Origin of the sequence: Paracoccus methylarcula (genome assembly GCF_003007735.2) — a bacterium.
Lineage (GTDB): Bacteria > Pseudomonadota > Alphaproteobacteria > Rhodobacterales > Rhodobacteraceae > Paracoccus > Paracoccus methylarcula.
The window spans coordinates 80,764-105,762 of the sequence record NZ_PXNQ02000004.1; the positions used below are offsets into that span (position 1 = coordinate 80,764).

At 64.4% G+C, this 24,999-nt stretch carries 24 protein-coding genes and 1 pseudogene; 13 read left to right on the forward strand and 12 right to left on the reverse strand.

The annotated features are described in order from the left end of the window. Position 1 precedes the first annotated feature (1 nt). The gene (locus A7A09_RS07770) at positions 2-400 is read right to left on the reverse strand and encodes a MerR family transcriptional regulator (protein ID WP_106690866.1); all 399 of its coding nucleotides are present in this window, start codon (positions 398-400) and stop codon (positions 2-4) included. Between the two features lie 137 nt (positions 401-537). Continuing rightward, positions 538-918, reverse strand: a complete 381-nt coding sequence (locus tag A7A09_RS07775) for a MerR family transcriptional regulator (protein ID WP_106690867.1) — start codon at positions 916-918, stop codon at positions 538-540. A 145-nt stretch (positions 919-1,063) separates the two neighbouring features. On the opposite strand from A7A09_RS07775, the gene A7A09_RS07780 reads away from it, so the two are divergent. The 3 genes from A7A09_RS07780 to A7A09_RS07790 are packed head-to-tail and all read left to right on the forward strand — an operon-like array spanning position 1,064 to position 3,342. Beyond that, positions 1,064-1,513: a PaaI family thioesterase gene (locus tag A7A09_RS07780; RefSeq protein WP_106691056.1), complete on the forward strand. Its 450-nt coding sequence runs from the start codon at positions 1,064-1,066 to the stop codon at positions 1,511-1,513. 10 nt (positions 1,514-1,523) lie between these two features. Beyond that, entirely contained in the window at positions 1,524-2,021 is a 498-nt protein-coding gene (locus A7A09_RS07785; protein ID WP_106690868.1) for a PaaI family thioesterase, read from the forward strand. A 4-nt stretch (positions 2,022-2,025) separates the two neighbouring features. Beyond that, positions 2,026-3,342 (forward strand): MATE family efflux transporter, encoded by a 1,317-nt coding sequence (locus A7A09_RS07790; protein WP_106690869.1) that lies wholly within the window; start codon positions 2,026-2,028, stop codon positions 3,340-3,342. Between the two features lie 213 nt (positions 3,343-3,555). Here the strand turns inward: A7A09_RS07790 and A7A09_RS07795 are convergent, their stop codons facing one another. Beyond that, entirely contained in the window at positions 3,556-3,873 is a 318-nt protein-coding gene (locus tag A7A09_RS07795) for a DUF1476 domain-containing protein (protein ID WP_106690870.1), read from the reverse strand. A 127-nt stretch (positions 3,874-4,000) separates the two neighbouring features. On the opposite strand from A7A09_RS07795, the gene purC reads away from it, so the two are divergent. The 7 genes from purC to A7A09_RS07830 all read left to right on the forward strand — a co-directional run bounded on the left by purC (position 4,001) and on the right by A7A09_RS07830 (position 9,711). Then, positions 4,001-4,762, forward strand: a complete 762-nt coding sequence (gene purC / locus A7A09_RS07800) for a phosphoribosylaminoimidazolesuccinocarboxamide synthase (RefSeq protein ID WP_106690871.1) — start codon at positions 4,001-4,003, stop codon at positions 4,760-4,762. Positions 4,763-4,775: 13 nt separating this feature from the next. Beyond that, positions 4,776-5,015, forward strand: coding sequence for a phosphoribosylformylglycinamidine synthase subunit PurS (gene purS, locus A7A09_RS07805; protein WP_106690872.1), 240 nt, complete (start codon positions 4,776-4,778; stop codon positions 5,013-5,015). A gap of 79 nt (positions 5,016-5,094) precedes the next feature. Beyond that, positions 5,095-5,874 carry an ABC transporter ATP-binding protein gene (locus tag A7A09_RS07810; protein ID WP_211341069.1) on the forward strand — a complete coding sequence of 260 codons (780 nt, stop codon included), beginning with the start codon at positions 5,095-5,097 and terminating at the stop codon, positions 5,872-5,874. A 24-nt stretch (positions 5,875-5,898) separates the two neighbouring features. Beyond that, the gene (locus tag A7A09_RS07815) at positions 5,899-6,624 is read left to right on the forward strand and encodes a transporter substrate-binding domain-containing protein (protein ID WP_106690874.1); all 726 of its coding nucleotides are present in this window, start codon (positions 5,899-5,901) and stop codon (positions 6,622-6,624) included. A gap of 51 nt (positions 6,625-6,675) precedes the next feature. Then, positions 6,676-7,554 (forward strand): ABC transporter permease, encoded by an 879-nt coding sequence (locus A7A09_RS07820; RefSeq protein WP_106691057.1) that lies wholly within the window; start codon positions 6,676-6,678, stop codon positions 7,552-7,554. Next, positions 7,551-8,375 carry an ABC transporter permease gene (locus A7A09_RS07825; RefSeq protein ID WP_106690875.1) on the forward strand — a complete coding sequence of 275 codons (825 nt, stop codon included), beginning with the start codon at positions 7,551-7,553 and terminating at the stop codon, positions 8,373-8,375. Before A7A09_RS07820 ends, A7A09_RS07825 begins: the two co-directional genes overlap by 4 nt. 4 nt (positions 8,376-8,379) lie before the next feature. Continuing rightward, positions 8,380-9,711, forward strand: a complete 1,332-nt coding sequence (locus A7A09_RS07830) for a glutamine synthetase family protein (protein WP_106690876.1) — start codon at positions 8,380-8,382, stop codon at positions 9,709-9,711. A 34-nt stretch (positions 9,712-9,745) separates the two neighbouring features. Here A7A09_RS07830 and A7A09_RS07835 read toward each other — a convergent pair whose 3' ends face one another. The 4 genes and pseudogenes from A7A09_RS07835 to hslV all read right to left on the reverse strand — a co-directional run bounded on the left by A7A09_RS07835 (position 9,746) and on the right by hslV (position 14,643). Further along, positions 9,746-11,101 (reverse strand): M16 family metallopeptidase, encoded by a 1,356-nt coding sequence (locus tag A7A09_RS07835; RefSeq protein WP_211341070.1) that lies wholly within the window; start codon positions 11,099-11,101, stop codon positions 9,746-9,748. Next, positions 11,098-12,555, reverse strand: a complete 1,458-nt coding sequence (locus A7A09_RS07840; protein WP_106690877.1) for a M16 family metallopeptidase — start codon at positions 12,553-12,555, stop codon at positions 11,098-11,100. The genes A7A09_RS07835 and A7A09_RS07840 overlap by 4 nt, the downstream gene beginning before the upstream one ends. A 145-nt stretch (positions 12,556-12,700) precedes the next feature. Beyond that, positions 12,701-14,007 (reverse strand): annotated as a pseudogene (gene hslU, locus A7A09_RS07845) (ATP-dependent protease ATPase subunit HslU). A 78-nt stretch (positions 14,008-14,085) separates the two neighbouring features. Then, complete coding sequence (hslV, locus tag A7A09_RS07850) at positions 14,086-14,643, reverse strand: ATP-dependent protease subunit HslV (RefSeq protein ID WP_106690878.1); 558 nt, start codon at positions 14,641-14,643, stop codon at positions 14,086-14,088. A 91-nt stretch (positions 14,644-14,734) separates the two neighbouring features. Here hslV and A7A09_RS07855 point away from each other — a divergent pair, with 91 nt between their 5' ends. Genes A7A09_RS07855 through A7A09_RS07860 form a run of 3 tightly spaced genes read left to right on the forward strand, consistent with a single transcriptional unit; the run spans position 14,735 to position 16,087 of the window. Beyond that, entirely contained in the window at positions 14,735-15,325 is a 591-nt protein-coding gene (locus A7A09_RS07855; RefSeq protein WP_245999219.1) for a hypothetical protein, read from the forward strand. A 26-nt stretch (positions 15,326-15,351) separates the two neighbouring features. Then, the gene (locus A7A09_RS21385; RefSeq protein ID WP_245999221.1) at positions 15,352-15,636 is read left to right on the forward strand and encodes a hypothetical protein; all 285 of its coding nucleotides are present in this window, start codon (positions 15,352-15,354) and stop codon (positions 15,634-15,636) included. Positions 15,637-15,688: 52 nt separating this feature from the next. After that, positions 15,689-16,087 (forward strand): cupin domain-containing protein, encoded by a 399-nt coding sequence (locus A7A09_RS07860; RefSeq protein ID WP_106691059.1) that lies wholly within the window; start codon positions 15,689-15,691, stop codon positions 16,085-16,087. A gap of 80 nt (positions 16,088-16,167) precedes the next feature. Here A7A09_RS07860 and trxA read toward each other — a convergent pair whose 3' ends face one another. Genes trxA through tsaE form a run of 5 tightly spaced genes read right to left on the reverse strand, consistent with a single transcriptional unit; the run spans position 16,168 to position 24,928 of the window. Continuing rightward, positions 16,168-16,488 carry a thioredoxin gene (gene trxA, locus A7A09_RS07865; protein WP_076522408.1) on the reverse strand — a complete coding sequence of 107 codons (321 nt, stop codon included), beginning with the start codon at positions 16,486-16,488 and terminating at the stop codon, positions 16,168-16,170. A gap of 60 nt (positions 16,489-16,548) precedes the next feature. Beyond that, positions 16,549-19,920: a double-strand break repair helicase AddA gene (gene addA / locus A7A09_RS07870; RefSeq protein WP_170167048.1), complete on the reverse strand. Its 3,372-nt coding sequence runs from the start codon at positions 19,918-19,920 to the stop codon at positions 16,549-16,551. Next, positions 19,913-22,861, reverse strand: a complete 2,949-nt coding sequence (addB, locus tag A7A09_RS07875; protein ID WP_106690880.1) for a double-strand break repair protein AddB — start codon at positions 22,859-22,861, stop codon at positions 19,913-19,915. The genes addA and addB overlap by 8 nt, the downstream gene beginning before the upstream one ends. Beyond that, positions 22,854-23,528 carry a nucleotidyltransferase family protein gene (locus tag A7A09_RS07880; RefSeq protein ID WP_211341071.1) on the reverse strand — a complete coding sequence of 225 codons (675 nt, stop codon included), beginning with the start codon at positions 23,526-23,528 and terminating at the stop codon, positions 22,854-22,856. Before A7A09_RS07880 ends, addB begins: the two co-directional genes overlap by 8 nt. Continuing rightward, on the reverse strand, positions 23,513-24,928 hold the full coding sequence (gene tsaE / locus A7A09_RS07885) for a tRNA (adenosine(37)-N6)-threonylcarbamoyltransferase complex ATPase subunit type 1 TsaE (RefSeq protein WP_106690881.1): 1,416 nt from the start codon (positions 24,926-24,928) through the stop codon (positions 23,513-23,515). Before tsaE ends, A7A09_RS07880 begins: the two co-directional genes overlap by 16 nt. Positions 24,929-24,999 lie beyond the last annotated feature (71 nt).

Below are 24,999 nucleotides of genomic sequence, written 5' to 3' on the forward strand. Positions count from 1 at the left end.
TTTATCCTGAACGCTTGCTTCGGGTTGCGGTGGACAGGCGGCTTTCGGCATCGCCGATCTGCGTCTGCAGTTCGGCAATCGCCTCGCTGAGTTCCGAATATTGACGTTCCATGTCTTCCAGACGTTCCCGCGCCACCTGGATGGTGGCGGCGATCTGCGTCTCGTTCCGGCCGCCCGGCTCGTAGAGTTCGAGCAATTGGCGGATCTGTTCGAGGCTGAAGCCAAAGCGCTTGCCGCGCAGGATCAGTGTCAGCCGCGCCCTGTCCCGGCGGTCATACAGCCGGTGCTGGCCGCGACGTTGGGGAAAGATCAGTTCCCGCGCCTCGTAGAAGCGCAGGGTGCGGGGGGTGACGCCGAAGCTGTCGCACATCTGGCGGATCGTCATCAGCTCGTCGGACATGGATCGCGGTTCCTCCTCATTCACCGTCTGTCGTCCTTGGCAGCATACATAGCCAAAAGTTGACGCGAACGTAATCGAAACGCTGCGTCACAACCGACAGGCGGACCAGACCCGGCCGCAAGGCCGGATGGGGCAGGTCAATCGAGCCCCTTCAATTCATCGGCGGCCGTGTCGCGCAGATCCTGCAGATCGGCGCGGGCCGCCTGCAATTCCTCGATCTGCCCGGCAAGGACCCCAAGCTGCCGGTCGGCAAGCTCCAGCCAGACCTGCAACTGTTCGCGGCTGCCCTTTTGTTCATAGATCAGCAACCATTGGCGAATCTCTTCCAGCGAGAAACCGAAACGCCGGCCGCGCAGGATCAGCGTCATGCGCGCAGCCTCGCGCGGGCCGTAAAAGCGGGAACGCCCTTCCTTACGTGGCTGCAGCAGTTCGATATACTCGTAGTAACGCAGGGTTCGGGGCGTCACGTCGAACTTCGCGCACATCTCCTTGAAACCGATTACCTGATCGTCCGTCATCCGCCTCTCCCAGCATCCGCTTGCCTGAAAGGCTATCCTGACGCAGGTTGCTTCTCAACCGAAAGGCGCGGATAGCGGTGAACGGGACTTGAGCAGGCATGGTTGCCCCGGCTAAGCCATGGGCAGATTTGAGGAGACCGGACAGATGGGCGATGACGCGAAGGACGCCACGCAGGACGACAATCACGCCCGAATCGCCCAGGCATTCATCGAATCGATTCCCCATGCCAGCGCGTTGCGGATGCAAGTGGACGAGATCGGAGACGGCCGCGCGGTGATCTCGATGCCGTGGGATGAACACCTGGTCGGCGATCCGCGCAGCGGGGTCATCCATGGCGGGGTCGTCTCGGCGCTGATGGATACCTGTTGCGGTGCAGCGGTCATGGCGCATTCCAGCCAACCGCGCTCGACCGCGACCATCGATCTGCGCATCGACTATATGCGCGCGGCCAAGCCGGGCCAGCGGATCACTGCGCGGGCCGAGGTCTATCACATGACCCGCAGCGTGGCATTCATGCGGGCCGTGGCGCTGGACGATGATGACGCAAGCAATCCGGTTGCCACCGCGACCGGCGCCTTCACGGCGGAACGATAGGGGCAGGCCAATGGATCGCAACGAGCCGCTGGACCAGATCAAGACCCGCCGCGATTCGGCGCTGAACGCGCTGGTCTCGGGCGTTCCCTATATGAATTGGCTGGGTATCAGGTTCGACCGGCGGGGGGATGAGTTGACCGCCGTCCTGCCCTTTGACCGAAAGCTGATCGGCAACCCGCAGCTTCCGGCGTTGCATGGTGGCGTGACTGCGGCCTTCTTGGAGATGACCGCGATTGTCGAATTGGCATGGGCGGCGATGTGGGAGGATCTCGAATCGGGCCGTATCGCCCCCGATGCGGCCATGCCCGAAAGCCTGCCGCGCCTGCCCAAGACCATCGATTTCACCGTCGATTACCTGCGCAGCGGCCTGCCCCGCGACGCCTATGCCCGCGCCAATGTGGTGCGCTCGGGGCGGCGCTACGCCTCGGTCCAGGTCGAGGCATGGCAGGACAACCGCGCCAAGCTGATCGCCCAGGCAACGGCGCATTTCCTGATGCCGCAGGGGTGATCGGATGGAGATCACCCACCGGCGGGTGCTGAATATCGCCCTGCCCATCGTCCTGTCGAACGTGACCGTGCCGCTTCTGGGGCTGGTCGATACCGGGGTCGTGGGCCAGCTTGGCCGGGCCGAGCCGATCGGCGCGGTCGGGATCGGCGCGGTGATCCTGACCTCGATCTACTGGATCTTCGGTTTCCTGCGCATGGGGACCTCGGGGCTGGTGGCGCAAAGCCACGGGGCGGGCGACGGTGCGCAGGTGGGGGCCCATCTGCTGCGGGCGCTAACCATTGCGGGGATCGCGGGGCTGGTCCTGATCCTGTTGCAACTGCCCATCTTCTGGGCGGCGTTCCGGCTGGCGCCGGCATCGGGCGAGGTCGAATCGCTGGCGCGCGATTACCTGGCCATCCGTATCTGGGGGGCGCCCGCCACCATCGGCCTTTACGCCATCACCGGCTGGCTGATCGCCATCGAGCGGACGCGGGCGGTGCTGGCGCTGCAGGTGTTGCAGAACGGGTTGAACGTGGGGCTGGATGTCTGGTTCGTGCTGGGCATCGGCATGGGCGTGACCGGAGTCGCTTGGGCGACATTGATCGCGGAATGGGCCGGGCTGATGCTGGGCCTGTGGCTTGCCCGCCATGCCCTGCGCGCCGCCATAACTGCCGCCCGCAATGCCGCCACGCTGTTCGCGCGGGACAAGCTGAACCGGCTCTTGCGGGTGAATGGTGATATCATGATCCGCTCGGTGCTGCTGCAGGCGAGCTTCACCAGCTTCCTGTTTCTCGGGGCGGCGCAGGGCGATGTGACCCTGGCGGCCAACCAGGTGCTGGTGCAGTTCCTGGCGATTACCGCCTTCGCTCTGGACGGTTTCGCATTCGCCGCCGAAAGCCTTGTCGGGCAGGCCGTCGGGGCCTACCGGCCCGAGAAGGTACGCCGCGCCTCTATCGTGACATCGCAATGGGGCGTTGGGGGCGCGATCGTCCTGGGGCTGGTCTTCTGGTTCGGCGGCGGGGCGATCATCGACCTGCTGACCACTGCGCCCGAGGTCCGGGCAGAGGCGCGTCAATACCTGGTCTGGATGGGCTTCGCGCCGCTGATCGGCGTTGCCAGCTGGATGTATGATGGCATCTTCATCGGAGCCACCCTGACGCGCGAGATGCGCCTCGCGATGCTGCAGGCGGTGGCGGTCTATGTCGCGGCGATCCTGATATTGCCGCCGCTGATGGGTAATCACGGGCTCTGGGCGGCGCTGATGATCCTGAACGCGGCCCGGGGGGCGACCATGGCCCGGATGTATATGCGCGCAGAGGCGGCGGCAACGGCGCGGGCCTGAGGGCATGGTGTGATTCGCGTCCCGCGATGACCGGGGTTCCACCCCGGACCCCGAGGTATTTGGACAAGGAAGAAGCGGGATGCGGCCCATCACGGCAATGGGGCGAGTCGTTCGCAGCGTATCACGGATATGTGGCCCGCATACGCCCCATGCGTGTCCGTTGCGAAAAAAGGGGGCCGAAGCCCCCTGATTCCGTTGCAGAGCGTTTCGGGTCTAGCTTGTCTCGCCGATCACCTGCCGCTTGGCCTCTTCCAACATTTCCGCCATCTTGGCGCGGATCGTGGCGGCGTCGGCGCGGCCTTCCAGGTCGCCGGCCAGCTTGCGGAACACGTCGTCATCACCGGGCTCTTCGAAATCCGACGAAACGACGGTCAGCGCATAACTTCTTGCTTCATCGCCCGATTTCCCCAGTAATTCGGCCGCCCATTCGCCCAGCAGGCGATTGCGGCGCGCCTCGGCCTTGAAGCGCAGATCGGCGTCATGGGCGAATTTCGCCTCATATGAACGCTCGCGGTCGTCAAAGGTGGTCATGCTTGGCCTCCTGATTAGCGGTCGGATCCCGGTATGCCCATTGCGGAGCCGCGCCGCAAGCCTTATTGCCCCCCGACCCTGTTCTGCGCTAAGGGCGGGCAGTCAGATGCGAAAGGATGGCCCCCTCATGGCTCCGCGGCGCAAGAAAATCTACGAAGGCAAGGCGAAGATCCTTTACGAAGGCACCGAGCCGGGCACGCTGGTGCAATATTTCAAGGACGACGCGACGGCCTTCAATGCCCAGAAAAAGGCGGTGATCGAGGGCAAGGGCGTGCTCAACAACCGCCTGTCCGAATTCTTCATGCAAGGGCTCACGAATATCGGCGTGCCCAATCACTTTATCCGCCGCATCAACATGCGCGAGCAATTGATCCGCCAGGTCGAGATCATCCCGCTTGAGGTGATCGTGCGCAATTTCGCCGCCGGCTCGCTGTCCAAGCGCCTTGGGCTGGAGGAGGGCACGCAATTGCCGCGCCCGATCGTCGAATACAGCTTCAAGAATGACGATCTGGGCGATCCGATGGTGTCCGAGGAATATGTCATCGCCTTCGGTTGGGCCAGTCAACAGGATCTTGACGATATCGTCAGCCTTGCCTTGCGGGTGAATGATTTCCTCTCGGGCGTGTTCTTCGGTGTCGGCATCAAGCTGATCGATTTCAAGATCGAGATCGGCCGGATATGGGACAATGATTTCATGCGGTTGATCGTTGCCGATGAAATCAGCCCCGATTCCTGCCGCCTGTGGGACCTGAAGACCGGGCAAAAGCTGGACAAGGATGTGTTCCGCCGCGATCTGGGCGATCTGACCGACGCCTATACCGAGGTCGCCCGCCGTTTCGGCCTCATGCCCGCGAACACGACCAGCCTGAAACCGACCGCGATCAACTAAGAGGGAAAGCCCCATGAAAGCCCGTATCACCATCATGCTCAAGGACGGCGTTCTCGATCCACAGGGAGAGGCGATCCGCCATGCGCTTGGCGGATTGGGGCACAGGGGCGTGACGGGCGTGCGCCAGGGCAAGCTGATCGAGCTGGACCTGGATGCGACCGATCCGGAAGCCGCCCGTGCGGAGGTGGCGAAAATGTGTGAAGGTCTGTTGGCCAACATGGTGATCGAGAAATACTCGATCGAGATCGCCTGAACGACGGCGCATGCTCGAACCTGTTGCAATCGCCGCGTAATTGTCGCCCAATACGCGGATGGAAAGCCGGAACGACAAGATGCCCGAAGATACACCCCCCGTTATCCAGATAACCGGGCTGCACAAGGCCTATGGTCAACTGGAGGTTCTCAAGGGGGTCTCGATGACCGCTCCGCGCGGCCATGTTGTCAGCCTGATCGGATCCTCCGGTTCTGGGAAATCGACGCTTCTGCGCTGTTGCAACCTGCTGGAAAACAGCCAGCAGGGCGAGATTCTCTTCGATGGCGAGGCCGTTCATTGGAAGAAGCAGGGGCAAGAGCGTGTGCCCGCCGACCGGGCGCAGGTGACGCGTTTCCGCACCAACCTGTCGATGGTGTTCCAGCAGTTCAACCTGTGGTCCCACATGACGATCCTGCAGAATGTCATGGAAGCCCCGCTGACCGTGCTGGGCGAAAAGCGCACCGAAGTCGAGGAACGGGCGCGGGCGCTTCTGGCCAAGGTGGGTATCGGCGACAAGGCCGAGGCCTGGCCCGCCCAGCTTTCGGGTGGGCAGCAGCAACGGGCGGCGATCGCGCGGGCATTGTGCATGGAACCGCGGGCATTGCTGTTCGACGAGCCGACCAGCGCGCTCGACCCGGAACTGCAGCAGGAGGTCGTGCGTGTCATCAAGGACCTCGCGGCAGAGCATCGCACCATGATCATCGTCACGCATGACATGCGCCTTGCCGCAGATGTCAGTGATCACGTCGTTTTCCTGCATGAAGGTCTCATCTGCGAGGAAGGCCCGCCCGACCGGCTTTTCGGCGCTCCGCAAACCGAGCGGCTGCGCCAGTTTCTCAGTGCCACGATGGTGGCCTGATCTTGTCCAACAGGAGAGTATAAAATGAAAAAACTGATCCTTGCCGCAACCGCTCTGGCCATGAGCGCCGGGATGGGCATGGGCGAGACCGTTCGCCTTGGCACCGAGGGGGCCTATCCTCCGTATAACTTCGTCAATGATGCAGGCGAGGTGGACGGCTACGAGCGTGAGCTCGGCGATGAGCTGTGCAAGCGTGCCGAGCTGGACTGCACCTGGGTCAAGAATGACTGGGATTCGATCATCCCGAACCTCGTTTCGGGCAATTACGACGCGATCCTGGCCGGGATGAGCATCACGCCCGAGCGCGAGGAGGTCATCGCCTTTACCCAGAACTACATCCCGCCAGCGGCCTCGGCCTATGCCGCATTGTCGGAGGATGCCGATATCGAGGGTGGCGTGGTCGCCGCCCAGACCGGGACGATCCAGGCCAGCCATGTGGCTGAAAGCGGGGCGACCTTGCTGGAATATGCCACCCCGGACGAGACCGTTGCCGCCGTTCGCAATGGCGAGGCGGACGCGGTCTTTGCCGACAAGGACTTCCTTGTGCCCGTGGTCGAGGAATCGGGTGGCGAAATGGTCTGGATCGGTGATGACGTGCCCTTGGGCGGCGGGATTGGCGTCGGTCTGCGCCAATCGGACACCGAATTGAAGGAAAAGCTGGACGCTGTCATCGGGGAAATGAAAGAGGATGGTACCATCAACGAGATGATCGCGAAGTGGTTCGGCGAAGACGCCCCGCTTTTCGAATGACATGAAACGCCGCCTCCGATTCCGGTCGGTGGCGGCATGACGGTGCCGCTCATGATCTCGCAATGTGCCGATCCTGCCTCGCTTCAGGGGCTGTCATGGCTGATGTGCTACCTGACCACGGGCAAGCACATGCTGTTCTATGCCAGTTTCGGAGTCGTGCTTCTGCTGCTGGCCGTCACTGCACCCATCGCGCTCTTGTTCGGTTTCGGCGGGGCGATGGCGTCGCGGTCGCGCCTTCTGCCGGTCAGGTGGTTCGGCAAGCTCTACACTTCGATGGTGCGGGGCGTGCCGGATATCATCTTTTTCCTCTTCGTACCGATCGCGCTGGACCAGGCCCTTGAATGGACGCGCCACCAAATGCTTTGCGATACCGACGCCCCGGTGCGGCAAGGCAATGATTTCGTCGTCTGCGCGGCGGCCAAGCTGCCGCTATCGACCAGCCCTGAATGGGTGCACCAGACCTATGGCTTCATTCTGGCCGTGATCGCTTTTTCGATTGTCTTCGGGGCCTTCGCCGCGAATGTGCTTTATGGCGCGATGCAGGCGGTGCCGCGTGCGCAGCTTGAAACCGCCGAAGCCTATGGCATGAGCCAGCGTCAGGTGAACCGCCGAATCCTGATTCCGCAGATGTGGAGCTATGCGATTCCCGGCCTGTCCAACCTGTGGATGATCCTGATCAAGGCGACGCCGCTTCTGTTCCTGCTGGGGATCGAGGATATCGTCTATTGGGCGCGGGAACTGGGCGGGGCCAAGACCAGTGCCTTCGCCTATCCGCATCCGGATTGGCGGCTGTATTACTTCCTTGGCATCCTTGTCTTCTACCTGGCCATGACCTGGGGATCCGAGAAGATCCTCGCCCGTCTGACGCGCCGCCTCTCGGCGGGACAGGCGACCATGGGCGGCGAAGCGCTGCGCAAGGGGGCTGCATGAGCTGTGTCCAGACGATCAGCGATTACGCCCTGCGCTCTATCGGGATGGGCGAGCGGTTGCTGCCGCGCAGCGATTTCACCCTGTGCCAGCAATTCACGCTGATCGGCTCGGGGCTGATCTGGAACCTCTATTTCGCCTTTCTCGCGCTGCTGGTCGGCTTCTTCCTTGCCAATGGGCTGGCGGTGGCCAAGACCAGCCCAAGCCGCTGGCTGCGCAAACCCGCCGACTGGTTCATCTTCCTGTTTCGGGGCAGTCCGCTCTTCATCCAGTTCTTCCTCGCCTACGAGGCGCTGGTCATGCTGCCCCGCGCAGGGATCGAGGTTCTCGGCATCACCATCGAGACAAGCTGGCTGACCAGGGCATGGGCGGGGGCGCTGATCGTGCTGATCCTGAACACGACAGCCTATTCCGCGCAGATATTCCACGGTGCGCTCATGTCGGTGCCCAAGGGCGATATCGAGGCCGCCGACGCCTATGGCCTGACCGGCTGGCACAGGTTCCGCCGGGTGGTCTGGCCCACGATGATGCGGTTGGCATGGCCCTCTTACACCAATGAGGCGATTTTCCTGTTCCACGCCACGACGCTGGTGTTCTTTTCCGGTTTTCCCGCCTTTCAGCAAAAGGGCGACAGCCTCTATTATGCGAGCTATTTCGCCGACAAGACCTTCAATCCCTTTGTGGCCTATCCAATCGTCGCGGGTTACTTCATTATCTGCACATTGATCCTGATCGGGCTGTTCGGCATCGCGAACCGGCGGTTGAACCGGCATCTGCCGGGGGCCGCGAAGCGGCTGAAATATCGCCCGCAAATCGTGAGATAGCTTCATGGAATGGCTGAGACAGCATCCCGACGTCAAGACCATCCGCGTCGCTGCTGCCGATCTGAACGGCGTGGCGCGCGGCAAGAGGATGCCTGCCCGTTTCGCCCAGAAGCTGATGGATGAGGGGACCAAGTTTCCCTATTCGGTCCTGAATCTCGATATATGGGGCGAGGATATCGACGACAGCCCGCTGGTTTTCGAATCCGGCGATCCTGACGGGTTGCTCCTGCCGACCGAGCGGGGCTTCCTGCCGATGCCCTGGCTGGACGCGCCGACCGCGCTTTTGCCGCTGTGGATGTTCCATCCCGATGGAAGCCCCTATGACGGTGACCCGAGGCAGGCGCTGGCCCGCGTCGTGGCCCGCTACAAGGACGCAGGGCTGGTGCCAGTGGTGGCGACCGAACTGGAGTTCTTCCTGATCGACGATTCCGGCAGGCAGTTGCGTGTCGCGCCCAGTCCCCGTTCGGGCAAGCGGCGGACGGGCGGGGAAGTGCTCAGCCTGCGGGCGCTGGACGCCTTCGACCAGTTTTTTACCAGTCTCTACGACGCCTGCGAGATGATGGATATCCCCGCCGACACCTCGATTTCCGAAGCCGGGCCGGGGCAATTCGAGATCAACCTGATGCATCAGGCCGATCCGATGAAGGCGGCGGATGATACCTGGTTGTTCAAGATGCTGGTGAAGGGGGTGGCACGGTCCTATGGTTTCGCCGCCAGCTTCATGGCCAAGCCCTATGACGCGTGGCCGGGCAACGGGATGCATATGCATTTCTCGATCCTGACCGAGGATGGGCGGAACATCTTCGACAATGGCGGCGAAGAGGGAACCGAGCAGTTACGCCATGCCGTCGCCGGATGCCTGCGTGCCATGCCCGGCTCGACCCTGCTGTTCGCTCCGCACGAGAATTCCTATGACCGGCTGGTGCCGAACGCCCATGCGCCCACCGGGATCGGGTGGGCCTATGAGAACCGCACCGCGGCGATCCGCATCCCGTCCTCATCCCCCAAGGCCCGCCGGATCGAGCATCGGGTGGCGGGGGGCGATGTGAACCCTTACCTGACCGTCGCCGCGATTCTTGGCGCGGCCCTGGACGGGATCGAGGACAGGCTGGAGCCGCCCGCACCGTTCAAGGGAAATGCCTATGACAAGAAGCTGGACCAGCTTCCCGGGGATTGGGGATCAGCGATCGAGGCCTTCGACAAATGCCCCGAAATCCGGCGTATTTTCCCGGAGCACCTGATCGACAATTATCTGATGACCAAGCGGCAGGAACTGCATTACATGGCGGAACTGACCGACGAAGAGACGGTCGAGCTGTATCTGGATACGGTCTGACAGGCTGTGGTCGGAATGATTTTCCGGCCACTGGTTACGGTTTGTCTTTCGGCTGATCTTCCGCTGCGCGGGCATCTTCCTGCGCGTCTCCTTCGATCCCCTCCGGACGGCCGACGAGCACGAAGCGCAGCTCATCGGAATGCAGCAGGCGTTTTGCCACGCGCTGGACATCATCGGCCGTTACCGCTTCGACCTGTTCATTTCGGGTATTGGGATAGTCGGCAGGAAGGCCGATCAACTGCATCCCCGCAAGGATCGAGGCGATCTTGCCATTGCCGTCGAAGCGCAGCGGGTATTCGCCGGTCAGGTAGGTCTTGGCATCGGTCAGTTCCTTCTGCGTCACGCCTTCTTCCGCCATGCGGTCCCATTCCTGCCGGATCAGGTCGATCGCCTGACTGACTGTATCATTGGAGCCGGCCATGCCGCCTTGCCATGTCTGCCCGTAAATCCCGGTCGCCAGCCCGGTGCCGATCCCATAGGTCAGCCCGCGTTTTTCGCGGATTTCATCCATCATGCGCGAACTGAAGCCGCCGCCGCCAAGGATATGATTGGCCACATAGGCGGCGAAGTAATCGGGATCGTCGATCGGCAGGCCCGGCCCGGCAAAGCTGACGATGGTCTGTGGGCTGTCCCAATCGATCACCGTCACGCCGCCGGTCAATTGCAGCCTTGCCTCTTCGGGAAGCGGGGCGGTGCCTTTCTCGGGCAGGCCGCCAAGGATCTTGTCCAGCAATGGACCAAGTTCTTCGGCGCTGATATCTCCCGCGACGCCAACGACGACGCGGTCGCGCGCCAAAACGCGGTTCTTGGCGGCCACCAGGTCCTTGCGGGTCAGTTTCGCCACGGATTCGGCGGTGCCGTTGGTCGAGCTTGCATAGGGATGATCGCCCCATGCCTGCCTGGCCATCTCCTTTGCCGCGATGGACTGCGGATCGGTGGCTTCGGATTTGATGATGGCCTGCACCTGTGCCCGGACCCGCTCGACCGCGCTCTCGTCGAAACGCGGCTGCGACAAGGCCTGCGCCAGCAGATCGGCGGCTTCGTCGCGGTTCTCGGTCAAGCTGCGCATCGAGACATTCAGTGAATCGTCTCCGACATCGAAACTGAAATTCACCCCCAGGGCTTCGACCGCCTGCGCGAATTCGGTGGCGTTCCGCTTGCCCGCGCCTTCCTCCAGAGTGGCGGTCATCAGGTTGATGGCCCCACGTTTCTTGGGGTCATCCAGGCTTGCGCCTCCCTTGAAATCAAGGCTCAGCGAGACGAAGGGGATCGAGTGATCCTCGACCAGCCAGGCCTTGATGCCGCCGGGCGATGTCACCTCCTGGATGTCGATGGCATGGGCCGGAACGGCCATGACCGTGAAGAAAAGGGCAATGGCGGCACGGATCATTCTTGCACCTCGGGCTTGGCGGCATCCTGTGGGGCGGGGCGCGCCGGCGGTGGTCCGGAGAGGTTCGCAGGCGTCGTGGAAGGCGTGGATGTCGCCGTTTGCGCATCGGTCCGGGGATCATCGTCCTCGGCGGGCAGAAGCCAGCCGGTGACGCTGGCCTTGCTGTTCAGCAATGTCCGGGCGGCCTTGCTGACATCCTCGGCGGTGATCGAGGCGAGAATATCGGGCCAGTCGTTCACATCCTCGATTGTCAGCCCGGTCGCGAGACCCTGACCGTAATCATAGGCCCGTCCATGGGCCGAGTCGCGGGCATAGATCTGCGCGGCGCGGATACGGGTTTTCACCCGTTCGAGATCATCCGGATCCGGGCCGGTTTCCAGGAATTTCGCCAGCACCTCGTCCAGCATGGCCTCGGCCTTGCCGGATTCAATCCCCTGTGCGGGAACCATGGACAAGGTGAATGTGGTCTGATCGACCGCCAGGCCGTCGTAACCGGCACCGACCCAAAGCGCCTTGCCGGGAATTGCCAGCTTCTGCCCCAGGACCGATGTCTGCATCGACCCGCCCAGCAAATCGGCCAGAACGGTCAGTGCTGCTGCGGTTTTCTGATCGCCGGGATCACGCTCCGGCGCGAGGTAACTGCGCACCAGCCGAGGCTGAGCGACGCGCGCATCATGCATTTCCATCCTGCGGGGCGCATTCTGCCGTGGTTCCTGCGGACGCAGGCGCGGCTCGGCCTCGCCCTTTGCCGGGATGGGGCCGTAATATGTCTCGACCAGTTCACGCGCCTTCTCGGCGGTTACGTCGCCCGCGAGGATCAGCACCGCATCGTTCGGAGCATAATGCGCGTCATACCATGCGATGGCGTCCTTGCGGGTCAGCCCCATCATCTCGTCCCGCCAGCCGATGACCGGGCGGCCATAGGGATGGTTGTAATACTGAACTGCATTGCGCTCTTCGGCAAAGAGGGCGCGCGGATCGCTGTCGATCCGCTGCGCGCGCTCCTCCAGCACCACCTGCCGTTCGGCCTGCCAGTCATCCTCGCCGATCTTCAGGTTGGCCATCCGGTCCGCCTCCATCTCCATGATCAGGGGCAGGCGGTCGCTGGCGATACGCTGGAAATAGGTGGTGTAATCGTAAGAGGTGAAGGCGTTGTCCATGCCGCCATTGGCCGTCACGGTCCTGGACAATTCCCCCGGCTCCAGCTTGTCGGTGCCCTTGAACATGAGATGTTCCAGGTAATGGGCGATCCCCGACTTTCCGGGCTGCTCATCGGCCGAGCCGATCTTGTACCACAGCATCTGCACGACGACCGGGGCGCGGTGATCCTCGATCACGACGGTTTCCAGCCCGTTCGGCAGGGTGAAATGGCTGATCCCCTCGGGCATTTCGGCCAGGGCGGGTGGCGCGGCCAGCAACAGCGCCATCGTGGCGGACAGGACAGGGCGACGCATGTTCAGGACGTTCTCCTCTATTGCGAGAGGAACCTGACCCGAGGGGAAGGCGGGTGCAAGTCTCCCCCGGGGTCACCTGTCGACAAAGTGATCCGGGGTGACCGTTCCCGGAGCAGCGGGCAGACCGGCTCCCGCCATCCGGCCCTTACAGTACGTAGCGCGACAAATCGGTCGAACGCGCCAGATCACCCAGATGCTCATCGACAAAGGAAGCGTCCACGCTGACGGTCTCGCCGCTCTTGTCCGGGGCAGCGAAGGACAGGTCCTCGAACACCCGCTCGATCACGGTGTAAAGCCTACGCGCACCGATATTCTCGACCGAGGCATTCACCTCGGCGGCGATCCGGGCGAGCGCGGCGATGCCGTCCTCGGTAAAGCCGACCTGAACGCCTTCGGTCGCCATCAGCGCGGTATATTGCCGCGTCAGCGCGTTGTCGGTCTCGGTCAGGATGCGGACGAAATCCTCTTCGCTCAGCGCGCGCAGCTCGACCCGGATCGCAGCCGCCCCTGCAATTCGGGCAGCAGATCCGATGGCTTGGCGACATGGAAGGCGCCCGAGGCGATGAACAGGATATGATCGGTCTTGACCGGGCCGTATTTGGTGCTGACCGTGGTGCCCTCGATCAGCGGCAGCAGGTCGCGCTGCACGCCTTCGCGGCTGACATCGCCGCCCCGGGCGTCCGAGCGCGCGCAGACCTTGTCGATCTCGTCGACAAAGACGATGCCGTTCTCCTGCACCGATTCCAGCGCGGCGGTCTTGACGGCCTCGTCGTCCAGCAGCTTGTCGGCCTCTTCGGCGATCAGCAGGTCATAGCTTTCCGCCACCGTCACCTTGCGCCGGACCCGCCGCCCGCCAAAGGCCTTCATCAGCCCCGACAGGTCCATCATCCCGCCCATGGCCGCCCCCTGCTGTCCGGGGATCTCCATGGCGCCCAGAGGATTTGAATTATCCTGCAGCTCCAGCTCGATCACCGTGTCGTCAAGCTCACCCCGCTTCAGCTTGTCGCGGAACATCTGTCTTGTGCCCTCGCGCGCGGCGTCCCCGGCCAGCGCCTCGACCACCCGTTCCTCGGCCGAGTGATGCGCCCGTGCCTTGACCTCCTCGCGCATCCGTTCGCGGGTGTCGATCATCGCCGAATCTGTCAGGTCGCGGATGATCTGTTCGACATCGCGCCCGACATAGCCGACCTCGGTGAACTTGGTGGCCTCGACCTTGATGAAGGGCGCATTGGCCAGCTTTGCCAGCCGCCGGCTGATCTCGGTCTTGCCGACCCCGGTCGGGCCGATCATCAGGATATTCTTGGGATAGACCTCGTCGCGCAGATCATCACCCAATTGCTTGCGCCGCCAGCGATTGCGCAGCGCCACGGCAACGGCACGCTTGGCGTCCCTCTGACCGATGATGAAGCGATCCAGTTCGGATACGATCTCGCGCGGTGTCAGGTCGGTCATTGCTCTGCCTATGCTGTTTCTTCTTTGTCCAAATATCTCGGGGGTGAGGCCCGTCAGGGCCGAGGGGGCGGCGCCCCCTTACCCGCCGATCGTCTCAACCGTCAGGTTTCCGTTGGTGTAAACGCAAATATCCGCCGCGATGGCCATTGCCTTGCGGGCGATTGTCTCGGCATCCAGGTCGCTCTCGATCAGGCCCCGCGCCGCCGCCAGTGCGAAATTCCCGCCCGAGCCGATCGCGGCGATGTCATGCTCCGGCTCCAACACGTCGCCCGCGCCGGTCACGACATAAAGCTGGTCGCCATCCGTGACGATCAGCATCGCCTCCAGATTGCGCAGATACTTATCGGTGCGCCAGTCCTTGGCCAGTTCGACACAGGCGCGTTGCAGCTGTCCTGGCGCGGCCTCAAGCTTCGTCTCCAGCCGCTCCAGCAGGGTGAAGGCATCGGCGGTGGAACCCGCGAAACCCACCACCACGTCGCGCCCGCCGGGCTTGAGGCGGCGCACCTTGCGGGCCGAGCCCTTCATCACCGTCTGGCCGACGCTGACCTGGCCATCGCCCGCGACCACGACCTTGCCGCCCCGCCGCACCGCGAGGATCGTCGTGCCATGCCATCCTGGAAATCTGTCTTCCGCCATCCGGGCCTCCGTCGTTTCGGGTCAGATATGGGTGCGGCTGCGGCTTCGCAACCCGTTGATACCGGAGCAAGGCCGAATTAGCTTGCAATGCATGAGCACGCCACTGCATTTGCATATCTATCTGCATCACCCGGTCCTGCAAACGGTTCGCGCGGGAAAGCTCGGTTTCATCAACCGGTTAAGCAACCTTCTCGGGGACAGGGGCTGGCGGATAGAGGTCCACAAATCGGGTGACGAGGCAAGGGCGCGGGCCCCGAAGCGGCCGGGTTACGCGCTTTTCAACATGGAACGCCCGACCCATCCACGGGCGCTCACCTTCCGTCTGGCCTATCATTATCCCTTCTGGAGATTGGAGCAGGTGGCCGAACGCTGGCGCTGGCCGGTGGCGCGGGCGCGATTCGACCCGGAACTGCTTGACGCGGATGCCGCCGAGGATTTCGCCACCCGCCTGCGCCGGCGGGTCTTGCCCGGGCCCGAGCCTCGGCGGGGTGATTACGTGCTGATCCCGCTTCAGGGCCGTATCCGGCAGCAACGGTCATTCCAGGCCATGAGCCCGGTCGAGATGGTCGAGGCGGTCGCCCGGACCGGGCGACCCGCCGTGGCGACCCTGCATCCCAACGAGACATATGACATTGCCGACATGGCGCGCTCGAGGACCTGTCGAATCGTTTTCCGAACCTGAGCATCGGAGGCGAAACCGGCGCGCTGTTGCGCGACTGCGCATTCGTGGCGACACAGAACAGCGCGACTGCCTTTGACGGCTATATCCTCGGGAAGCCGGCGGTCCTCTTCGCGCAGGTCGATTTTCACCATATCGCGCTCAACGTGGCCGATTTGGGCGCCGAAGAGGCCCTGGCCCGCGCCCCGCGGCATGATCCGCATTTCGCGGCCTATCTGGACTGGTTCCTTCGGCAGGGCAGCTTGAACATGATGGCACCGGATGCGGATGACCGCTTGCTGGCTGCGATGAGGAATGGCGGTTGGCCGGTATAGATTCGTGGCCGTCTCGGGAATGACGGCGGCCCACAAATGGGGAGGAGAGAAGATGACGGACAAATCGGAAAACGACCGTGCGGTTCGCGTCCCGCGCGAGACATGGGGATCGGGGCAGGATCCCTGGCATGGTCATATCGAAGGCGTGCAGATCGATGCCGGGATCACGGTGCTGTTCTATTCCAACGACACGCCGGGCAGGGGGCCGAAATGGCATGTCCATCCCTATGACGAGCTATTCGTCATCAGGAAAGGCCGCGCTCTTTTCACCATAGGTGACCGCAGGATCGAGGCGGAAGAGGGCGATGTCCTGCTTGGGCCGCGCAACGTGCCGCACAAGTTCCACAATCTCGGGCCGGGGCGCCTGGAGACCGTGGATATCCATCACAGCCCGCGCTGGATCCAGACGAATCTGCCGGACCCCGAACTGGACGACGAAGCCGGGACATGATCGCCGGTTTCCCGTCCGAAAATGGGCGGGACATGGCTGTCAGCCGTCCGGAAGGACTCCGGGCGGCTGACGGTCTCGGATCAGACGCTTTCGTCGATCCAGCTTTTCAGCGCGGCTTTCGGCGCCGCGCCCATGCGGTTCGAGATGACTTCGCCGTCCTTGAACATGAACAGCGCCGGGATGCCGCGCACGCCAAGGGCGGCGGCCTGTTCCGGGTTCTCGTCCACATTGACCTTGACGACCTTCAGCTTGCCTGCATATTCGTCCGACAGTTCTTCCAGCGCGGGGCCGATCTGTTTGCACGGCCCGCACCATTCAGCCCAGAAATCCACGATAACCGGGGTGTCGGCCTTGCGGACCTCGTTGTCGAAGTCGGTGTCATTCACATGCACGGTAGCCATGTTCGATGCTCCTTGAAGGGCGTGGGCCGGAAGCTCCGGCGGTAAGGGTTCTTCCAACAGCTATGGACGCGAGGTCTCGTGGTCAAGGGCTTCCATTACTTCGTCCAGTAGTGGGTCCGGCAATGCCATCAGGTCGCGCGTCGCGGTCCACAGGATGGCGGTTCGGACGGCATGTCCGGGATAGATCAGCCGCAGCGCCGCCCGATATGCCGCCATCTGGCGCAGGATACCGTTCGGAGTGGCCTCGGGCCGCGCCGGGACCTCGGCGTTGGATTTGTAGTCCACCGCCAGGACCTCATTCCTGCGCAGCACCAGCCGGTCGATGGTTCCGTGCAGCGGGCCGATGCCCGGAACTTTCGCGGTCAGGCGAACCTCGCGCAGAACCTCCGCGTCGGGGGCGGGCTCCATCACCTCGGCCAGTTCCGGCGCCTCGATCACCGCCCGGGCCTCGGCGATCAGGGCCGCCATCTCGTCCTCGTCCGGCAGACCGCCCTCGGCCCCGGCCAATGCCGCCTGCGCCAGATCGGGCCATTCCGCGGGGGGGGTGCCGGGCAGATGTTCGAGCAGCAGATGCAACCGGGTGCCGCGCAGCATGGCGGCGGCAGGATCGGCGTCCTCGACCGGCGCACCCAGCACCTTGGCTCCACCAAGCGATGTCGCCGCGACGGGGCGGGGTGGCCGCGGAAATGTCGCGGCTCGACGTTGCGCCCATTCCGGAAGTGATACATGATCTGCGGGGGCGTTCTCGGCGGAAACCTCGTCAGCGGGCCAGTTGCCGAAGGAAAGGCGTCGCACGGTGCCGATGCCTTCGACCTCGATATTGGTCGAAGCCAGCCCGACCCGGCCCGCGCCCTCGACGATCATGCCGTGCCAGCTTTCAAGCCCGGTCCCGGTGTCGCCCGCCGCAGCCACGATCAACCAGCTTTCCGCCCGCGTCATCGCCACATAGAGCAGCCGCCGCCGTTCTTCCTCCTGCCGCCGCGCCTGTGCGCCGACCGCCTCGGCCATGGGCTCGGGGCGCTCCGAGGCACTGCCGCGCCATGTCTGCATATCCGCGATCCGGACGGTGCGTGCGCGGTTGTCGCTGCGACGTTTTTGTGTCTCGGACAGGATCACCACCGGGCTTTCCAGCCCTTTTGACCCATGCACCGTCATGATCCGGATCAGCCCGCCCGAGCCGCCGGGAAGTTGGCGCTTGACCTCGACCTCGTCGCCCGACAGCCAGACAAGAAAGCCGGTCAGCGAAGGCGGCTCGACCGTCTCATAGGCCAGCGCCTGCGACAAGAGCTCGTCAATGCCATCCTCGGCTTCGACGCCCAAGCGGGCCAGCAGGGCATTGCGCCCGCCATGCCGGGTCAGCAGCCGCGAGATCAGGTCATAGGGGCGGATATAATCGGCATGGTTCAGCAGGTCGTTCAGGATGTCCGATGCCTGCCGATGGCCGGAAGCGCGCAACTTTTCCCAGAGATAGGTGCGCCCACGCCCAGAGGCGAGCCGGTAAAGATCGTCCTCGGACAACCCGAAGAGTGGCGAGCGCAGCGCGGCGGCCAGCGACAGGTTGTCCTCGGGCGTGGCCAGCACCGACAGCGTTGCGGTGATGTCGCGCACGGCAAGTTCCGCCGCCAGCTTGAGCCGGTCCGCCCCGGCCACGGGCAGGTTCAGCGCCTTGCATTCGCGGATCAGTTCTTCGAACAGACCCGCCCGGCGCTGGACGAGGATCTGGATGTCGCCGGGGCCGATGGCGCGCACCCGCTCGGATTTGGTATCGAAGATGGGCGTGCCGATCATCGCCTTTATCTGCCTGGCGATGGCGCGGGCCAGCAGCGTGTCGGCGGCATTCTCGGCCGGTGCATCGACCGGCTCTGTCCAGTCGCCATGCTCGGGCTTGTCCGGCTCGGGGATCGGAGGCCAGATATCCACCCGCCCGGGCAGGTCGTCGCGAAAGGCGATATGGCACGGCGGATCCCCCAGCCCTTCGGCGGCGCCATCCCGGAATACCGCGTCCACCAGCGACAGGATCGCCGGGGAAGAGCGGAAGGAATGCGACAATCCGCGCTGCTGCATGGGGCGCTGGATCGCGTGGAAATCCCTGTCGAACAGGTCGCGCATTTCCTCGAAAACCGCGATATCGGCGCCCTGGAAGGAATAGATCGACTGTTTCGGATCGCCGACCACGAAAAGCGTGCGCGGATGGGTGCTTGCCCCCGCGCCGCTGGTAAATTCTGCGGTCAGGCTGCGGATCACCCGCCATTGTTCGGGGCTGGTATCCTGCGCCTCGTCCACAAGGATATGATCGATGCCGCCATCCAGCCGCCACAAGACCCATTGCGCCATGCTGGATTCCCGCAAGAGCCGGGCAGTGCGACGGATCAGATCGTCGAAATCCAGCCAGCCATGCGCCGCCTTGCGTGTCGCCAGCCGCCGCGTGAATGCATGGGCAAAGCGGTGCAGCGCCAATGTCTTGCGCGCGATGGCAAGGCCGAGCATCCGGGGGCGGCTGTCCTGCACGCGCAGCATCAACGCTTCGAGATCGGGCATCATGGGCGCGCAGGGGCCGCTACGCAGCTCCTTGGTCGGAAGGCTGCCGATCTTCGCGGTGAAGGGCTCTTTCGCCTTTTCGCCGGTCAATAGTGTGTCGGCCAGCAACCTGAACTCGGCCTGTGTCGGCGCTGACCAATTGCCCTCTCGCAGTCTGTCGGCCAGCTTCTGATCGGTGGATTTGCCGCCTTGCAGGATCGGCACCAGTGCCGCGAGCAGATCGCCCTCACCGCCGTCGAAAACCTCGGCCAGCAATGCCCCCTCGTCCAACCCCGGCGGCAGGTCCAGACCGGCCCAGATAGCATCCGCATCGGGGGGCTTTGCGAAATCGGCCTCGGACAGCCCGGCCAGGAAATTGTCCAGATTGTCGCCCGAATGCAGCGCCGTCAGATCGAGGATCGCCGGATCACCCTCATCGGCCATTTCTTCCACGATTTCGGTGCGCAAGGCGCGAGCGCTGCGGTCGTCAAGCTCGGCGAAGCCCATCGGCACCCCGGCCTCCAGCGGAAAGCGCCGCAGCAGGGCAGCGCAGAAGCTGTGGATGGTCTGCACCTTCAACCCGCCCGGAGCCTCGATGGCACGCGCGAAGAGCCGCCGCGCCTCGGCCAGATCGGGATTGCCGCTTTCGCCCAATTGCGCGAGTTCTTTCCGCAATTCGGGTTCGGGCAGCATTGCCCATTTGCCCAACCGCTTCAAAAGACGGTTCTGCATCTCGGTCGCGGCGGCCTTGGTATAGGTCAGGCAGAGGATGCGTTCCGGCGCGGTTCCGGCCAGCAGAAGCCGCGCCACACGGTCGGTCAGAACCCGGGTCTTGCCCGATCCGGCATTGGCCGTCAGCCATGTCGATTTCGCCGGATCCGCCGCTTCGGTCTGGTTGCGGGTCGCCTCATCCATGATCGCCGACCTTCTGGGGTTGCGCGGGATCGGTCAGCGACCATTCGCCATATCGCGCGAGATGATCGTAATCGCCTGCATAGCTGGTCTTTTCCGGCGAACGCATGGAGGTGAAACCGGCACCGCCCGACAGGTAGGCGCCGATCAGCCGGACAAACCCGTCCCAACTTTGGGTTTCCATCTCGGGGGAATACTGGCGCCCATGCGTGCGACCCTCGCCACCCAGCTGGATATAGCGGATGCCGGCCACATCGACCGGACCAAGCGCGTCGAAGCCGCCGCGCCTCGCCATCGCGGCCTCGAGGATCAATTGCTTGTCGAAATACGCGATCTGCTTGTCGGTGGGCGGAGAGCCGGACTTGTAATCATAGATCGTCACCCGCCCGTCATTCAGCAGATCGATCCGGTCCGGCTTGGCGGTCAGGCGGAAATCCATGCCGGTCACCGAAACCGCGCCGCGCCGCTCGATCACCTGCGGATGCCCTTCGGCCAGGCGGGTCAGCTCATCCGCCACGATACGGTCGGCGATCGCCTCCATCCGGGCCTGCCAGAAGGCGCGGGCGGCGGGCCAAGGCACCCCTTGCTCCAGCACCTCGGCGGTGATGCGCAGGAACTCGGCCCGAAGGCGCTCTGCCGGGGTGTCGGGGCCCGGTTTCGTCCTCAGCAAACGCTCGACGATGCCGTGCAGGGTCTGGCCGCGCAGGGCGGCGTCGGGTTCGGGACGCAGCGGGTTCAGCGGGCGCAGCCCGAGAACGCGCTTGGCATAGACCGCGTAGGGATCGCGGATCAGCAACGAGATATCGGTGACCGGCAATTCGCGGAATGACGGGGTGGGGGGAACGGGGGACGGGCGGGGCGCGGGTAGGGCCTGCCCATCGGGGCGCGCCAGCGCCGCAGCCATCACCAGCCATTTTGCACCGCGTTTCCGCATATCGGCCAATGCCTGCGGGCCGCGGCGATCCGGCAATCCCGCCATCAGGTTGGTCAGCCGGTTCAGCCAGCGCGAGGGAATGGTTTCGGCCTCGGCATTGCGCCTGGCGCGGGTCAGGATCACCTGCCCGGCGGCGATGCCCTGCTGGAAATCATGCGCGGCCAATCCGATCTGCCGTTCGGGCAGGGTCAGTCCGGCCTGCCTGCGCATCTGCCGCGACAGCCACGGATCGGGATCAAGGGGCTGGGGCCATTCGCCCTCGTTCAACCCCGAGAGGATGACCGTGCCATGTCCCTCGGTCCGCGCCTCCCTCGGGCCACGAATGCGCAGCAGGGGATGCGGTTCGACATCGTCGCGGATCGATTGCGCCTGCAACTCGTCGGTCAGCAATGCCGTGAAATCGGCAGGAGGCATCGGCGGGCCTTCGGCGGCATGGGCCGCCATATGGTCCATTATGGCCGCGGCCTGCTGCCCCGCCTTGCCGGTCCACAGCGCCGAACTCCTGGCATTGCCATCGGGTCCGGCCGCCAATGCCTCTGCCAGGCCGCGCAGATCCGCCAGCCGGTCGGGCAATGGGCGGGGGGCACGATCGGTCTCGAAACCCGCGATCCGGTCGAGGATGCCGGCCAGCCAGTCCGCCCATGCCTTGCGCGCCCCGTCCCCCTTACTTCCCCAGTTGCGCAAGGCGCTGCCATCGGGAAAGGCCGGGCCATGGGCGCGCAGGTGCAGCTCCAGCTCACGGGCCTGAAGCCGGGCCTCGTTGGAACCGACCACCTCTGAACCGGTCGCCGTCATCGGATGTTTCAGCAGGATCAGCAGCCGGTCGATGGTCAGCGGCTGACCGAACAGCGCCGCGAGATGGCGCAGGAAAAGCCCCTGCGCGGTCAGGTGCAGCGGCTGGCCGGAACTATCGTCCGGACGCAGATGCCAGCGGTCCAGTGCCGTGACCACACGCCGGATCAACCCGCTATTGGCGGCGATCAGCGTGATCGGCTGTGCGCGCTCGGCGGCTTCGCGCATGAGCAGCGCGATGGCCTCGGCCTCGCTGCGGGGCTGGTCGGCCTCGATCAGCGTGAGATGCTCGCAGGCTGGCAGCAGATCGGGCAGGGTGGGGCCATCGGCGATCCATTGATCGGTGACAGGAGCGGGGCGCAGGGCAAGCGAGACCAGCTTGTTTCGATCCGGTGCGGGTGCCCGGGTGGCGGTCCAGGGACGCGGGCGACCCGCCGCCTTGATCAGAGGTGCAAAGCGCGCCTGTGGATGATCCTCGCCTTCCGCATCGAGCCTGTCCCAGATTGCCTGCGGCTGGTCGAAATCGAAACCCGGCAGAACCACGGCGCCATTCGGCAATCCCGCGACCGCCTGCATGAACATTCGTGTCGCCCCGTGCGAGCCCGTCGAGCCTGCCACGATCACCGGCGCTTCCGGCAGGTTTTCCGCCCTGGACCATTGGGCGGCGGCCATCTCGGCGCGGGCGCGCTGACGGGCGGGGCGGTCGACCTGAGCGCCGGTCAGGTAGAATTTCGCGGCGATGCGCAGGAACCCGAGCGCATCCTGCCAATGGCGGGCATGATCGCCGGTATCGATGGTCTCCAATGCCTCGGGGCCGCATCCCTCGGATTGCATCTCGATCATCAGCCCGGTGAGCGAACGGGCCAGTTCCGGCACCGAATGGCCTGCCGCCAGATCGGGGCGCGTCCGCAAGAGCTGATCGATCAGCCGCGCCAATTGCAGCCTGCGGGCCAGTAGCGCGGCCAGCGCCCCCTGATCCGCCGCCGGACCGGCGCCGAGATCGGTGATCACGCGCAATTGCGGCAGCAATAGCGGGCCGTGATCGTCGAAAGCCTGTTGCAACGCTGTCAGGGTGCGGCCGGAATTGGCATAGATGGTGACGCGGGCGATGGCTTCGGGCGGCTGGCTGGCCATGCGTTCCAGGAACCCCGCCACGAATTCCCCGGCGAAATCGACGCCGGGAGGAAGCGCGAAGAGGCCGCTTTCCCATTCAGCCATCGGTCAGCAACGCCTCGGCCAGCGGGATCGCCTCGGGCCGGCCGACATCGCACCAGCCGCCTCTGTGAATCATCCCGAAGGCACGCCCCTCGGCGATCAGCACATCCCAGATACGGTTCAGCGAGAACATCCGATCGGGGATCTCGGCCAGCCGTTCCGGGCGGATGATCTGCGCACCGGCAAAGACGAAATCGCCGCGCCGGGCGAGCCGGCCCGTGGCATCCATGGAGAAATCCCCCCCGCCGACCCGCGCCGTCGCCGCCGCGATGGGCACCAGCGCCAACAGCGCGTCCATCCGCTCGTCCCATGCCTCGCACAATGCGGCAAGGGGATTCGGCCCGGACCAGACCACGTCGGGATTCAACGTCATCACCGGCCCACCGCCCAAGAGCGGCAGCGCCTTGCGCAGCCCTCCGCCGGTATCCAGAAGCAGGTCGGATTCATCACTGATGGCGACATCCTGTCCGGCCAGGTGATCCGCGATCTGGGCGCCAAGGTAATGGCTGTTGACCACGATTGGCGAAAGCCGCGCCTCCCGGCCCATTGCCAGCGCGCGGTCCAGCAGGGTCTGGCCCGCGACCTCGATCAGCGGCTTGGGGCGGTTGTCGGTCAGGGGCCGCATCCTCGTGCCGAGCCCGGCGGCGAAGATCATCAGGGCTGGGCGCATCGGCGGCGGATCCTTTCGATAATGTCGTCATCGGGTTCCGGTAATTCACCGACGATCGCAGCGAGCGAGGCAAGCGCGGGATGCGCGAGGTCGCGGCGGATATAGCCCCAGACCCGGGGCATGAAATCAAGGTAGCGAGGCTTGCCGTCGCGGATGCAGAGACGGGTGAAAATTCCCATGATCCGCAGGTTCCGCTGCGCCCCGAGCAGCGCATAGGCGGCGTGGAAACGCTCCCCGTCCATCCCGGTCGCCTCCAGGTAGCGGGCAATGCAGGCGGTTTCGATGTCTTCCGCGACATCGCGGCGGGCGTCCTGCAGCGCCGAGACAAGGTCATAGGCGGGGTGGCAGGCCACCGCGTCCTGGTAATCGATCAGCCCGAGCGGGGCCTCGTCACGCCAGATCAGGTTCTCGGCATGAAAATCGCGCAGGCCGAGGACCGGCGGAATATCCGCGGCGAGTTCGGCATGTAGCCGGGCGATCTCGGGGGCGATCCCCGCGGCCATTTCGGCGGAAGCTCCGACCGCCTGCGGATACCATTCGGCGAACAGTCCGACTTGCTCGGCAAGGCTCGGACCGTCGAGGGGTGCGACGAAATCGGGGACAGGGTGACGATGCAGTTCCACCAGGAAATCGGTGATCCGGTCATAGATTTCGGGGGCCGTGTCGGGGCGGTCTTCCAGCACCCGCGCCACGAGATCATCGCCGAGGTCCTCGACCAGCAGCAATCCTGCCTGTTGATCCTCGGCGAGTATTTCCGGCGCGCCGAAACCGTGACCGCGCAGCCAGCGGGTCATGGCGACAAATCGCGGCACATCGCCCGAGGGATCGTCCATCAGAACCGCATTCCCCCCGGGACCGATCAGCCGGAAATAGCGCCGGGCCGAGGCATCCCCTGCCAATGGCTCGACCCGAGCCTCTCCCCATCCCGCACTGGCAGCGAAGCGGTTGCGCTGGAGTGCCCGCTGCGTATCGGTTCCTCCGATCAGGGTGATCTCGCGCAAGGCCGGATCGAGATGGCTGGCGATCGAAACGGTCAAGGCACCCTCGGGCAGCACCTCCATCCGGTCTGGCCATTCGATCAGGCAGATGGCTTGGCCTTGCGCTTCATCCAGTCCCAACTCGTCCAGTTCCGATGGGTCGGTAAGACGGTAGAGATCGGCATGCCAGATCTCGGTTCCCATCGGGTCGTCATAGGTCTGCACCAGCGTGAAGGTCGGGCTGGGCACATCCTCGGCCGCCTCGCCCTGGCGGGCACGGATGAAGGCACGCGCGAAATGCGTCTTGCCCGCGCCGACGGGACCGTCCAGCAGGATCGTCAGGCCGGGCCGCGCGGTGGCCGCCAGCATCCGCGCGAGCGCGGCGGTCAGGTTTTCGTCGGCGATCAGGCTATGCGTTATCATGAGCCGCTTCTACCTTGTGGAATCCGCTGTGCAAATGGCCATTGCCATGTGAGACTGCCCACCGGGTTGAT